Source organism: Cupriavidus sp. KK10 (assembly GCF_018223725.1).
GTDB classification, from domain to species: Bacteria; Pseudomonadota; Gammaproteobacteria; order Burkholderiales; family Burkholderiaceae; genus Cupriavidus; species Cupriavidus necator.
In genome coordinates this window covers 1,746,849-1,759,481 of sequence record NZ_CP073677.1, presented here as the reverse complement: position 1 = coordinate 1,759,481, position 12,633 = coordinate 1,746,849, and the positions used below count along the sequence as shown (strand labels likewise).

At 66.0% G+C, this 12,633-nt stretch carries 11 protein-coding genes; 6 read left to right on the top strand and 5 right to left on the bottom strand.

What is annotated here, in order from left to right; all coding sequences use genetic code 11:
* Positions 1-12: 12 nt before the first annotated feature.
* A complete protein-coding gene (locus KB879_RS08540) occupies positions 13-1,167 on the bottom strand; it encodes a citrate synthase family protein (protein WP_153954783.1) in 1,155 nt (384 codons plus the stop codon).
* Positions 1,168-1,275: 108 nt separating this feature from the next.
* On the opposite strand from KB879_RS08540, the gene KB879_RS08535 reads away from it, so the two are divergent.
* The 3 genes from KB879_RS08535 to KB879_RS08525 all read left to right on the top strand — a co-directional run bounded on the left by KB879_RS08535 (position 1,276) and on the right by KB879_RS08525 (position 4,098).
* On the top strand, positions 1,276-2,229 hold the full coding sequence (locus tag KB879_RS08535; protein WP_013956664.1) for a 2-hydroxyacid dehydrogenase: 954 nt from the start codon (positions 1,276-1,278) through the stop codon (positions 2,227-2,229).
* Between the two features lie 47 nt (positions 2,230-2,276).
* A complete protein-coding gene (locus tag KB879_RS08530) occupies positions 2,277-3,035 on the top strand; it encodes an SDR family oxidoreductase (protein ID WP_211981007.1) in 759 nt (252 codons plus the stop codon).
* 88 nt (positions 3,036-3,123) lie between these two features.
* The gene (locus tag KB879_RS08525; protein WP_013956662.1) at positions 3,124-4,098 is read left to right on the top strand and encodes a tripartite tricarboxylate transporter substrate binding protein; all 975 of its coding nucleotides are present in this window, start codon (positions 3,124-3,126) and stop codon (positions 4,096-4,098) included.
* Positions 4,099-4,337: 239 nt separating this feature from the next.
* Here the strand turns inward: KB879_RS08525 and KB879_RS08520 are convergent, their stop codons facing one another.
* Positions 4,338-5,189, bottom strand: a complete 852-nt coding sequence (locus tag KB879_RS08520; protein WP_013956661.1) for a LysR family transcriptional regulator — start codon at positions 5,187-5,189, stop codon at positions 4,338-4,340.
* Positions 5,190-5,296: 107 nt separating this feature from the next.
* On the opposite strand from KB879_RS08520, the gene KB879_RS08515 reads away from it, so the two are divergent.
* Positions 5,297-6,592: a DUF3422 family protein gene (locus tag KB879_RS08515; protein WP_228772494.1), complete on the top strand. Its 1,296-nt coding sequence runs from the start codon at positions 5,297-5,299 to the stop codon at positions 6,590-6,592.
* 2 nt (positions 6,593-6,594) lie between these two features.
* On the opposite strand, the gene KB879_RS08510 is transcribed toward KB879_RS08515, so the two are convergent.
* From KB879_RS08510 to KB879_RS08500, 3 genes are all read right to left on the bottom strand, one after another.
* Positions 6,595-7,521, bottom strand: coding sequence for a DUF4922 domain-containing protein (locus KB879_RS08510; protein ID WP_153954785.1), 927 nt, complete (start codon positions 7,519-7,521; stop codon positions 6,595-6,597).
* Between the two features lie 34 nt (positions 7,522-7,555).
* Entirely contained in the window at positions 7,556-8,800 is a 1,245-nt protein-coding gene (locus KB879_RS08505) for an FAD-binding oxidoreductase (protein ID WP_211981006.1), read from the bottom strand.
* Between the two features lie 154 nt (positions 8,801-8,954).
* Positions 8,955-9,875, bottom strand: coding sequence for a LysR substrate-binding domain-containing protein (locus tag KB879_RS08500; protein ID WP_211981005.1), 921 nt, complete (start codon positions 9,873-9,875; stop codon positions 8,955-8,957).
* A gap of 169 nt (positions 9,876-10,044) precedes the next feature.
* On the opposite strand from KB879_RS08500, the gene KB879_RS08495 reads away from it, so the two are divergent.
* Complete coding sequence (locus tag KB879_RS08495; RefSeq protein WP_153954788.1) at positions 10,045-11,043, top strand: tripartite tricarboxylate transporter substrate binding protein; 999 nt, start codon at positions 10,045-10,047, stop codon at positions 11,041-11,043.
* Between the two features lie 27 nt (positions 11,044-11,070).
* Complete coding sequence (locus KB879_RS08490; protein ID WP_211981004.1) at positions 11,071-12,594, top strand: amidase; 1,524 nt, start codon at positions 11,071-11,073, stop codon at positions 12,592-12,594.
* Positions 12,595-12,633 lie beyond the last annotated feature (39 nt).

Genomic DNA, 12,633 nt, shown 5'->3' with positions numbered 1-12,633 from the left:
GCTACCTGTGATTCAACGCTCGCCAACCTTTTCAGGCATCGTCCCGACATAGCGCCCCCGCGGACGTATCACCTGCCCCACGCCCAACTGCTCCAGGCTGTGGGCCAGCAGTCCAATGCTGCGTGCCGTGGCAAACATCCCGAACGCGGCATCGTCCGGCAGCCCATAGTGTGTGACGAGGGCCGCCAGGGCCACGTCCATATTGGGCTGCAAGCCGGTCAGTTTGGTTGCCTTCTCGATAAAGCGCCGAATGACTTCCGGTGGGTCGAACAGGGCCAACAGGGCTGCCGCGCGAGGATCGCCATCGGGATAGAGGTGATGTCCGAAGCCTGCCAGGGGCAATCCGGTGGACAGATGGTGGGCGATCACCTGATCCTCGCCTTGCCGTTCCACTTCGTTGAACAGCGCCTTGACGCGGCCCGAGGCATCGCCATGCAAGGGCCCGGACAGCGTGGTCAGGCCGGACAGCAGGCAGGCCGGCAAGGATGCGCCAGTGGACGCCGCGATGCGCGCGGCAAAGGCCGAGCTCGTCAGTTCGTGGTCGACCAGTAGCACCATGGCGGTCCGCAGCAGCTCTGCCACCTGCAGGGATTGTTTCCACCCTTGCGCAAGACGCAGGTGCAAGGGTTGTTGCCCCGCGTGCGCACCAAAGGCATTGGCCAGTTGGCCCACCAGGCTTTGGCATTCCTGGTGCAGGACGCGTGTCATGCGCCCGTGCGTGGAGTGTCCGGTGGCGGCCAGTGTAGCCAGGCCCGTGAACGCCGCCACGCGCCCGGGCGGCTTGCCGATGCGTGCCGAGCATGAAAAGTCGACGGCTTGCTCGGCGTCCCACAGCAATTGCGCCACCTCCTCCAGGCTGGCCGAGCCGGCCAGGGTCACCGCGTCTTGTCCGCGGTAGTACAAGCGCTCGCGCACGAACGTGGAGAGAGCGGTCGGGATGCTGGGTTCCGCGCCAAACAGCGTATTGGTCGCCACGGTCTCGTGCTTGCGCCCGGCCTGCTTGCGTTTGGCGAGGGTGGCGACATCTTCGGCGCGGTAGAGGCTGCGGCGCGTGTCGGCCGGATCGGAAATGACTTCCAGCTTGCCTCGGCTGACGTAAGCGTAGATCGTCTGCGGGCGCACGCCAAGGCGGCTGCAGGCCTCGTCCATCGATATCCAGGATCCCATGATGACTTGTTGCAAGATTTTATATTGATTTTATAGATCAATATTGCCTTGTCAATCAACTATTACTTACTATGCAGTCAAGTTCAACGCGCCCTTCCTGCCACGGATATGAAGCCCCAGATCCTGCAACTCAATCCCATCCTGATCCCGGCGGTCAACGACAAGCTCGCCGCACTTTATGAGGTGCACAAGTACTTCGAGATCGCAGACCAGGCGGCCTGGCTGCGGCAACATGGTGCTGCCATCGAGGCCGTCATTACCGGCGGACACACCGGGATCTCGCGGGCGATGCTGGAACAGCTGCCCGCACTGAAGGTGGTGGCCGTCAATGGCGTCGGCACCGACGCGGTGGACCTGGCCTACTGCCGTGGCCGTGGCCTGCCCGTCACGGCGACACTGGGGGCGCTGACCGAAGACGTGGCTGACCTGGCCATCGGCTTGCTGATCGCAGCCTGCCGCAACCTCTGCGCCGGCGACCGCTTTGTGCGCGCGGGCCAGTGGGAACTGCACCCCCAGCCCAACGCCATCCCGCTGGCCCGGCGCTTCAGTGGCATGCGCCTCGGCATCGTCGGCATGGGGCGCGTCGGCCGCGCGGTCGCGACGCGGGCGGCAGCCTTTGGCTGCCCCATCCGCTATACCGACCTGCGCCGCATGGATGACGTGCCGCATGCGTTCGTGCCGTACCTGCAGGACCTGGCGCGCGACAGCGATGCGCTGGTGCTGTGCGCGGCGGCCGACAAGGCCGAAGGCATCGTCGATGCCGCGGTGCTGGACGCGCTGGGCCCGCGCGGCTATCTCGTCAACGTGGCGCGTGGCCGGCTGGTCAACGAATCTGACCTGGCCGAGGCCGTGGCCGCCGGCCGCATCGCGGGCGCTGGACTCGACGTGTTCGTCGACGAGCCGCGCGTGCCGTTGACGCTGCGCCAGTCCGACCGCACGACGCTGCAGGCCCACCGCGCCAGCGCGACCTGGGAAACCCGTACCGCCATGGCGCACATGGTGCTCGACAGCGTCGCCCAGGCCCTGGCCGGCGAGCGTCCGACCATGAGCCTGACCACCTGAATGCACGGCCGAGTTCCGCGACCTCACACTACTTTAGGAGACCTCGCTTGACCGCTTCCCGCAAGATCGCCCTCGTCACCGGAGCCGGCAGCGGCGTTGGCCGCGTCACCGCGATTGCCTTGCTCAATGACGGCTGGACGGTGGTGCTGGCCGGCCGCCGCACCGATCCCCTGCAATCCCTGGCAGCCGAGGCTGCCGCGCGCGGCCAGACTGCGGTGGCCGTGCCCGCCGACGTCACCGACCCCTGCAGCGTGCAAGCCTTGTTCGACACCATCGAGCGCGAGTTTGGCCGACTGGACTTGCTGTTCAACAACGCCGGCGTCAATGCCCCTGCCGTGCCGATGGACGAGCTGCCGCTCGACAAATGGTTCAGCGTCATCAACACCAACGTCACCGGCGTCTTCCTCTGCGCGCGTGCGGCCTTCGGGCTCATGCGCCGCCAGTCGCCGCAGGGCGGCCGCATCATCAACAACGGCTCGATCTCCGCGCACACTCCACGCCCCTTCACGGCGCCCTACACCGCCAGCAAGCACGCGGTCACTGGCCTGACCAAGGCGCTGGCGCTGGACGGCCGCGCCTTCAATATCGTGGCCAGCCAGATCGACATCGGCAACGCGCTGACCGAACTGTCCGAACGGATGACGCGGGGCGTGCCGCAGGCCAACGGCACGATCGCGCCAGAACCCATGATGGATGCCAGCCATGTCGCCAACGCCGTGCGGCACATGGCCTCGCTACCGCTGGATGCCAACGTGCTGACCATGACCGTCATGGCGAGCGCCATGCCGTTCGTCGGGCGCGGCTGACAGCCGCTACCGCGCCCCGGCCTCCCTGGCAATCGTGGGTGTGTCATCAGAGTCGACACAAGTTGACCAAATGCAAACGGAGACAACGATGCAATTTACCAAGCGGATCAAATTCCTGGCCGTCCCGGCCGCCTTGCTACTGGCACCCGGCCTGGCGTCGGCACAGAACTACCCGACCCGACCCGTCACCATCATCGTCCCGGCGCCGCCCGGGGGCGGCATCGACCTGATTGCCCGCGTGGTGGGAGAAAAGCTCTCAATCAAGCTTGAGCAGCCCTTTATTGTCGACAACCGTCCGGGCGCGTCCAACAACCTGGGCACCGCGATACTGGCCAACGCCAAACCCGACGGCTATACGATCGGCATCGTAGGCGGCAGCCACAACATCAACAAATTCCTCTTCAAGAACCTCGGCTGGGATCCGGAAAAGAGCTTCGAGCCCATCGTCTACACCCACGAAATCCCCCTGGTGTTCGCGGTCTACCCGAAACTCCCGGTCAAAACGATGCCCGAACTGGTCAGCTGGATGAAGGCCAATCCCGGCGAGGCCAAGGTCGCCACCTCCGGCCGCGGTAGCGCCCAGGAAATGGCCGCCGAAATGTTCCGCATGGTCAGCGGTGCGCCCATGCTGCTGGTCCCCTACAAGGGATCATCCGCCGCCCACCCCGACCTGCTGGCCGGCCGCACCGTCCTCTACATCGACTCCCTCAGCGCCATACAGGAGCAGCTCAAGGTTGGTAACGTGCGCGCCGTCGCGGTATCGACCCGAAAGCGCTCCAAGGCCCTGCCCAATGTGCCGACTGCCGAAGAACAAGGACTCAAGGGATATGACGCCAACACCAATGGGGGCTTCCTGGCGCCCGCGGGGACGCCGAAGGAGATCGTTGCCAGGCTCAACACCGAGATCAATGCGGTGTTGAAGCTGCCCGAGGTGCGCGCCAAGCTGGAAGCGGCCGGGATCGAGGCCCAGGGCGGCACGCCGCAGGCTTACGCGGCGCTGATCAAGTCTGACCTGGCGAAGTGGGGAAATGTGGTCAAGAAGGCGGGGATTCAGCCGGAATAGTACTGGCGGCTTCTCGGTCACGACCTGCAATGACAAGGCGGGCGTGGACGAGAGCGTCCAGAAGGCAAAGGACTGGATCGCTGCGAATGCCGCCGGCACCAGCGCCAGCCCGCCGGCGATTTCGGAGGGGACCGTCATCCTGCACGCAAAATAGCCGCTACCCTGGTATCGCGATTCGCGCATTGCTTCAGTCGCCCCTAGGCCGCCGCTGCACGATGTCGAGCACCACTCTACGCTTGTCAGCGCTGCAGCTCCGCCAGGATCTGTTCGGCAAGGAAGTCACAAGGCGGCCGCTTCGACTTTGCGCTGCGCGCCAGCACCAGCTCCAGCCCGGCCAACTCTGGCAGCCCCTGGGCCTGGCCAAGGATGGTGAAATGCGCCGGGACAGCACATCGCGCGAGCGGCGCCACCGCCAGTCCCGCTTCGACCATGCTGAGCAGGCCGAGCAGGCTGGGACTTTCATAGGACATGCGATAAGCGATCCTGGCCTGCTCCAGGCTGCGGATCGCAATGTCGCGGGCGACGCTGCCCGACTGGAACACGGCAATGGGCAGCGGCCGCTCGTTCCAGATCTCGTGCGCCGCCGGCGAGGCGGCCCACACCATCGGTTCCAGCCGGATGAACTCCCCGGACAGCCCCTTCACTCTCGTTGCACAGACCAAGTCGACCGATCCGTCCTTGACCATGGGCGCCAGGGCCACGCTCGGCAAGCCAATGACCTGGATCTCGACCTTGGGGTAAGTCGCGGAGAATTTCTTCAGGATCGTGGGCAGCAGGGATGAGGCATAGTCGTCCGGCATGCCGAGCACCACACGCCCGGTCACGTCGGGGCGGACCACGGCCGCCCAGGCCTCGTCACGCAAGGCCAGCATGCGGCGCGCAAAGCCCAGCAGGACTTCGCCTTCCGGGGTCAGCACTACGTTTCTCGGCTTGCGCACGAACAGTGGCTTGCCCAAAGCCCGCTCTAGCGCCTTGATCTGCATGCTGACTGCCGACTGCGACCGATGCACGAGTTCCGCCGCACGGGAAATGCTGCCCGTATCGGCAACCGCCACCATCATGGCCAGCACATCGAGGTCAAGCGCTTTCATTGGTATCAGAAAAACTGAAGCAACAGATCAATTTTACGCGTTTTTCTTAATCAAGGGCCCTCGGGCATACTGGCCAGAAACGTTGACGACCTATGCCACAGCCGATCATGGACCACCCCTTGCGCGACAGCCTTGCGCGCGAACTGCATGCCCGCCCCTTCCTGCGCATTGGCGGCTCCGCCTCGCTGACGCACTTCGCCATCTATGCGGACGGCGATACCGCGGTCCACCATGCCTTGCTGGCCTCCTTGTGCCGGCTGACCGGGCTGGAAGACCCGGCCGACGGCGTGACCCACTATTCAGGACGATGGGGCGATGACAAGCAGCTGAAGTGGGAGCGGCACACCGAGTTCTCCACCTTCACGTTCGTGGCGCGGCGTGGTGACGCGGACTACTTCTCCGACCTGGCCACCTCCCATATCCCGGCCGACTGGTTCGACAGCTTCGCCGGCAAACGCCTGGTGGCGCTGCGCATGGAACTGGTCTCGGGCGAGGCCGCAGCCCATGCCCGCGACAACGTGAGGCAATGGATCGACGGCCCCATCCTGGCGGGCAGCCACGTTCTGGGCGGCGGTGAGGTGTTCTGCGACTGGACCATCCCGCCCGACGGCTTTTCGCGCTTCCTGGTCATCGACAACGGCTTCCGCGAAGTCCAAGGCGGACGGCTGCTGCAGCGGTTGTATGAAATCGAGACCTACCGGATGATGGCGCTGCTGGCCTTGCCGGTGGCGCGTGACCTGGGCCGCAGCGTGGACAACCTGCAGCGCTCGCTCGCGCCGCTGATGCGCAGCATGGACACCAGCCAGGGCGGCCGCCACGATGCCGAGTTGCTGGAGCGGCTGACGCACCTGGCGGTCCGCATCGAGGCACTGGCGGAATCCGGCAACCGCTTCAGCGCGTCGCGCGCCTACGAGAAGCTGGTGCTGGCGCGCATCCAGGAATTGCGTGAAGAGCGCATCGAAGGCATACCGACCATCGCCGAATTCATGGAGCGCCGCTTCGCGCCTGCCATGGAGACGTGCAGGTCGGTCTGGGCGCGGCACGAGCAGTTTGCCGGCCGCGTGGCGCGCGCGCTCGACCTGCTGCGCACGCGCGTCAACCTCGCGCAGGAGCAGGACACCACGCGCCTGCTCGAAGGCATGGACCAGACCGCGCGCAGCCAGCTGCGGCTGCAGCACGCGGTCGAAGGCCTGTCGGTCGCGGCCATTTCCTACTACGTGCTGTCGCTGGCGGGTACGGGGCTCAAGGCGCTGCATGCGGTGCATCTCCCGCTGGACCCGGAACTGATCAAGGGTGTCCTGATCCTGCCAGTAGTGCTGCTGGTGCTGCGTGCAACTCGGCGCAGCAAGCATGCCGGGCAAAAAGCGGCCGCGCGGCAGCCGGCTGCGAATCAGGCTGCGTAGGGTCACGTCAGGGGCAGCCAGGCGGCTGTCCCGCCCTGCCCCGCCCCTGCCGCGGCTCGCCGCAGGAGACGCATCGGGCCAAGGTTCTCAATGGTTTGCATCTGCGCAGCATCCCGGACAAATAGCGAGCCGGCGAACGCCAGGGCATTGATCGATATGCCTTCCACGCACTCCCTGGTTCTCGGCACCAGCAGCAGCCCTGCGGACATGACCAGCAGGTTGTACGGCGCCGACTGGCGCAGGCCGCCCTCGACATCCACCGCCCGCACGCCAACCGCATCAAGCAGCGCGCGGTAGCGCTCGCACGCCGTGCGCGCCACCTCTTCGACGGGCGCCGCAAACAGATCCAGCGGCGCGAACGCATGCGCGAATGCCAGGCCGGGAACGACGCCGATGGCGCCGGCGATCCGCGCCGACGCCAGCAAGGGGCCGATCGGCAGCGCCGGGCCACCCTCGGCGAGCGGCAACGGCACGATCTGCAGATGTTTGTGGCCCTGGCTCGCTCCCGCGGCTGCCCCACCGTTGTAGAAGCCCAGGCTCGGGAATTCCGCCATGCAAGCCAGCAGCGCTTCAAAGTCAGCCACGACCAGCAGGCATTCCTGCGGCTCGAAGTGCCGGGTGACAATGAGCAGATGATGCTCGATGACATTGAACTTGTTGAGCAAGGCCACATGGGTGTCGGAGATATCCGCGACAAACAGATCCGGGTCATACGGCAGGAATGGATTGCCCCCGGCACTGCTCGTCCCGCGTGCCTTGTCCTTGCGCGCCAGGCTGGACACCTGGCGGACCAGGAACCGCACACCGCCGTCCTCAATTGCCGCCTGGGAGGTTTCGATCGGGCACAACGCCCCGCTCTGCAGGGCGTGCGCCGTCCGCTGCGTGATTGCCGGCCACAGCGTGCCGGGCTGAAGGTGTCGAGGGTGCATGATCCGCTTTCACTCCCCTTTCAGCATAGCCGTCTCACGCGCCGAAGCGGATCGGATCATACGGGCGGGCATCGACATACGGTTGCTCACCGTCCATCAGTTCGGCAAGCAGCCGGGCCGTGACGGGGCCGAGCGTGAACCCCTGGTGGCCATGTCCAAAGTTGAACCAGAGGCCACGATGGCGCGGTGCCCTGCCGACGATCGGCCGCATGTCGGCGACACATGGCCGGGCGCCGAGCCAGGGCGTGTCTTCGACTGGCGCACCGAGGCGCACCAGCTCGCGGGCGTGGCGCTCGGCATTCTGCAGCTGGATGGGGGTCGGCGTGGCATCGTGGTGCGCGAACTCGGCCCCCGTGGTCAGGCGCAGGCCGCGCTGCATCGGCGCCAGCATATAGCCGTTCTCGACATCGAGCAGCGGCATGGACGGCATCGGCTCAGCGGCATAGTGGCGATGGTATCCCCGCTTGACGAATAGCGGGAAACGATAGCCAAGCGGTCTGGTCAGGGTCGTGGCCCACGGCCCAAGTGCAATCACGGCCTCGGCAGCTTTGACCGGGCCATCTTCCGTCTCCACGGTCCAGCCGCCTTCCGTCTGTTTCAGCGTTGCGGCATCACCGCGGCTAAAGATTCCGCCCTCCTTGCTGAACAGCGCCGCGTAGCGGCTTACCAGCTCGCCGGGATCAACGATGGTCCAGGGATCGCGCCAGTGAATGGCGCCGGCCACTGGCCCGCAATACGCTGGCTCGGTAGCGATCAGCCCGGCCTGGTCGAGAATCCGGCAATCGAGTCCGTGCCGCTGCGCGACTTCCGTCGCAGCGCGCGCCGCCTGGTCGAACGGCGCAGCGCTGCGATACGCCTGCAGCCATCCCGATCTGCGCACAAGGTCCTGTGCGCCGGCCAGCGCGATCAGCCGCTCGTGCTCAGTCAGGCAGTGCCGGATCAGGGCACTGTATGCCGTGACGGTGGCCGCGTACCGGTCAGGCGCCGATTCACGCCAGTAGCGCGCCAGCGCGGGCAGCAGGCTGGCGAGTGCCGCGGGGTGATAGTGGACATCGTTGCCCTGGCGGGTGATGACGCGAAGGACCGCCATCCACTCGCGCGGGAAGGCGTAGGGCTGCACCGCTTCGCGCTGGATGATGCCGGCGTTGCCATAGGATGTTTCCCTGCCGGGCGCCTGTCGGTCGACCAGCACGACCGCATGGCCGCGCTGGCGCAACGCCAGCGCCGTGCAGACGCCGACCATGCCGGCACCAAGTACCAGGATGTCTTTAGAAGCCATGGCAGATGCGGATCCTGGAGGACGGCAGGTTTGCGGTCCGGGTCATGGGGGGTCAGGCAATGGATGCTAATGCCCTGATTCTGCAATGCCGGCGCATCCGGGCGGAATATCCGTCGCAATCAATTATTGGAATCCATGGTTGCCGATCCGGCAATCATGGGTCGCCTATGCGCGTGATGGCATCGGCCAGGTGCTGCACGAACGCGCGCCCCGCGGGCGGAAGGTTGCGCCGGGCCAGTGTCTGAATCTCGATATAGCGCTCGTTCATTTCCCGGTCGCGCAGCGGCACCGCGACAATGGACCCTTCCTTCAACCGCCGCCGGACCGAAAGCTCCCCATAGAAAGTGACTACATCGCCACCCGCCGCAGCGAATCCGACCAGCGAGTCCAGGTGATTGCTGGAAAAAACGGTCTGGTAGCTGAGCCCCTGGCGGCTGCAACTGGTGTCCAGCAACTGCCGCAGTGAACTGTCCTTGGGCGGCAGCGCGAGCGGATAGCCGATGACCTGCGACAGCGAGATCTGGCGCTGGCCCGCCAGCGGGTGGTCCGGCGCCATGACCGCGAGCACCGGGGCCGGGTGGCGCAGTTCCACCTCGATATCGAGTTCGGGGAGGCCGCTCAGCGTGACGCCGATATCCGCCTCGCCGTCGCGAATGCGCTTGGCAATGTCGCCTTGCGGGCACACGTCCAGGTCGAAGCGGATGCCATCGTATTTCTCCCGGAAACTGGCGGCCAGAGCCGGAAGGAAATCGTGCGCGATGCCCTCGACGCTTGCCAGGTGGACCTGCCCCACGCGCAAGCCACGCAGTGCCTGGATGTCACCCGTGACGCGATCGATCTCCTGCTGGGCGCGCTTGGCGTGCGCCGCCAGCATCTCCCCCGCCGCATTGGGTACCAGGCCGCGCGCGCGCCGGTCGAACAGCAATGTGTCCAGCTCGCTCTCCAGCTTGGCGATCTGCCGGCTGACCGCCGATGGCGCCACGTTCAGCTTGAGGGCGGCGTCCTTGACCGAGCCGGTGCGTACGACCTCAAGGAAGTAGCGGACGGCGGTTTCCTGCAGGATGCGATACGACATGGTCGGGGCGAAAGCGAAGCCAAGGTCAGATTCATTTTATGGATTGCCTTTTCGGCAATCAAGCTTTCGAAACATTGCGACGATGTCACGCCGGATTGATCGTACGATGAGATCACGCGGTGCCCCCACCTACTGCGCTGCGCGATACCTACCCTGCCGGAGCATCAACATGCGATCCCCCGCCCACCGCACCTTGTTCCTCCTCCTCACGGCCTGCAGCGTGGCTGCCGGAACCGCGCTGGCGCCCGCCCCTGCCACTGCACAGGGTGGCTATCCATCCAAGCCGATCCAGCTGGTCCTGCCGTTTCCGCCAGGCGGTGCCACAGACATCGTCGGCCGCACCATCGCCCGCAGACTCGGCGAGCGTCTTGGCCAGACCGTGGTGGTTGAGAACCGGCCCGGGGCCGGCACCATTGTCGCGGCGAGCTACGTGGCCAAAGCGGCACCGGACGGCTACACGCTGATGGCCACGTCCGGCACCACGTTCACGGTCAATCCGGCGGTCTATGCAAAGCTGCCCTACGACCCGCAGAAGAACTTCGAGCCCATCGGCATGATCGGGTCGACCGGCTTGATCCTTCTGGCAAACCGCGACGTGCCGGTGAACAACCTCAAGGAGTTTGTCGCCGCGGTCAAGGCAGACCCGGGCAAGTATTCCTACGGCTCATTCGGCGCCGGCACCACTGCCCACTTTGCCGGCGAAGAGCTGCTGAACCTCACCGGCACCAAACTGCTGCATGTGCCCTATAAGGGCAGCGCGCCGGCGATGACCGACCTGATGGGGGGCCAGATCCCCTTCAGCGTGGATACGGTGGCTGCGGCCATTCCACAGCTCAAGTCCGGCAAGATCAAGGCCATTGCGGTCACTACGGCGAAGCGCTCGTCGCTGCTGCCGAATGTGCCGACCGTCGCCGAAAGCGGCTATCCGGGCATGGACACCAGTACCTGGATCGCGCTGGTCGCGCCTCGCGGCCTGCCAGCGGAGGTCCGGGCCAGGCTGGAAAAGGCACTGGCAGACACCATCGCCGATCCGGCAACGCGCAGCCAGCTGGCGGAGAACGGCATCGAGCCCTTCTACGCGCCCGGCAAGCAGGTCGCGGCCATGATCGACAAGGAAATCCCGCAGATGCGTGCCATCGCGCAACGCGCCCATATCAAGCTTGACTGACAGCAAGGCCCCGGAGACACCTGTTCCATGACCACGCAAGACAGACTGACCTCGGCCTCGGCGGTCGAACTCCGACGACTGATCGGCTCCAGGGAAATCTCGCCGGTAGAACTGCTGGAGGCGTGCATCGCGCGCATCGAGACCTATAACCCGCTGATCAATGCCATCACGGCAACCTGCTTCGAGCGCGCCCGCAAGGAAGCGCGCGCCGCCGAACAGGCCATGCTGCGGGGCGAACCACTCGGGCTGCTGCACGGGCTGCCGTTAGGGGTCAAGGACCTGGAGGCCACCGAGGGCCTGCTGACCACCTATGGCTCGCCGCTGTTCCGCAACCACGTGCCAACCGACGACAACGTGCTGGTGAAACGGCTGCGGGCGGCCGGTGCCATCGTGGTGGGCAAGACCAATATTCCCGAAATGGGCGCCGGCGCGAACTCGCGCAACGCGGTCTGGGGCGCGACCGGCAATCCTTTCAACCCGAACCTCAATGCGGGCGGCTCCTCCGGCGGCTCGGCCGCGGCGCTGGCCGCGGACTTCCTGCCGGTCTGCACCGGGTCGGACACCGGTGGCTCGCTGCGCATTCCCGCGGCCAAGTGCGGCGTGGTCGGATTCCGGCCCTCGCCGGGCATCGTCCCCAACTCGCGCAAACTGCTGGGCTGGACGCCGATCTCGGTGGTCGGGCCGATGGGACGCACCGTTGCCGATACCTGCCTGCAGCTGGCGGCTTCGGCCGGGGTGTCGGTGACCGATCCCTTGAGCTACGCGGTGGACGCCGCAGCGTACCTGTCGCCGGCACCGGTGGACCTGTCGAGCTTGCGGGTCGGCTGGACCGAAGACTTCGGCAGCTGCGCGGTCGACGACGGTGTCCGCCGCGTGTTCCGCGCCAGGATCGCAGAGATGCGCCACCTGTTCCGGCAATGCGACGAGGTCCGCTTCGATCTTGGCGATGTGCACCGCTGCTTCGATGTCCTGCGCGCCGAGAGCTTTGTCGCCGGCTTGCATGACGCCTACCAGCGCGACCCCGCCTCTCTCGGCCCCAATACCCGCGCCAACTACGAGCTCGGCGCGAAGATGTCACTGGGCGACAGCGCATGGGCGCAGGCCGAGCAGACCCGTATCCTGCAGCGCTTCCAGGGGGCCTACCAGGAATACGACCTGATCCTGTCGCCAACCACGCCGGTATCGCCCTTCGCATGGACCAGGCTGTTCGCGGACACCATCAATGGCGAGAAACAGGAAAATTATTACCGCTGGCTGGCCTTGACCTATGTCGTGACACTGACTACGCACCCTGCCATTTCCCTGCCGTGCGGCACGGACGAGGCCGGCATGCCGTTCGGGCTGCAGGTGACCGGCCGCTTCCGGGGCGACCTGGAAACGCTGGGCGCGGCCCAGGCGATGGAAGCTGCGTTTGCCATGCTGCCAGCGTTGCGCCGCCCCGTTCCCGACCTCGCCGCCCTCAGGCCCGCCAACCCGTCGCTGCGCTCGATTGTCACCGCGCCGCCGGCCTCTGGCACAGCGCAGCAATCGGGCGGCGTTTCTGCGGTATAGGCAAAGGGGCTGAAGACACAGGAATGCGAGCGTCGCGGC

Bases quoted from the DNA above. Each gene is read 5' to 3' on its own strand.
- KB879_RS08540 (WP_153954783.1), bottom strand. From the start codon at position 1,167: ATGGGATCCTGGATATCGATGGACGAGGCCTGCAGCCGCCTTGGCGTG.
- KB879_RS08500 (WP_211981005.1), bottom strand. From the start codon at position 9,875: ATGTCGTATCGCATCCTGCAGGAAACCGCCGTCCGCTACTTCCTTGAG.
- KB879_RS08510 (WP_153954785.1), bottom strand. From the start codon at position 7,521: ATGCACCCTCGACACCTTCAGCCCGGCACGCTGTGGCCGGCAATCACG.
- KB879_RS08515 (WP_228772494.1), top strand. From the start codon at position 5,297: ATGGACCACCCCTTGCGCGACAGCCTTGCGCGCGAACTGCATGCCCGC.
- KB879_RS08495 (WP_153954788.1), top strand. From the start codon at position 10,045: ATGCGATCCCCCGCCCACCGCACCTTGTTCCTCCTCCTCACGGCCTGC.
- KB879_RS08490 (WP_211981004.1), top strand. From the start codon at position 11,071: ATGACCACGCAAGACAGACTGACCTCGGCCTCGGCGGTCGAACTCCGA.
- KB879_RS08525 (WP_013956662.1), top strand. From the start codon at position 3,124: ATGCAATTTACCAAGCGGATCAAATTCCTGGCCGTCCCGGCCGCCTTG.
- KB879_RS08520 (WP_013956661.1), bottom strand. From the start codon at position 5,189: ATGAAAGCGCTTGACCTCGATGTGCTGGCCATGATGGTGGCGGTTGCC.
- KB879_RS08535 (WP_013956664.1), top strand. From the start codon at position 1,276: ATGAAGCCCCAGATCCTGCAACTCAATCCCATCCTGATCCCGGCGGTC.
- KB879_RS08505 (WP_211981006.1), bottom strand. From the start codon at position 8,800: ATGGCTTCTAAAGACATCCTGGTACTTGGTGCCGGCATGGTCGGCGTC.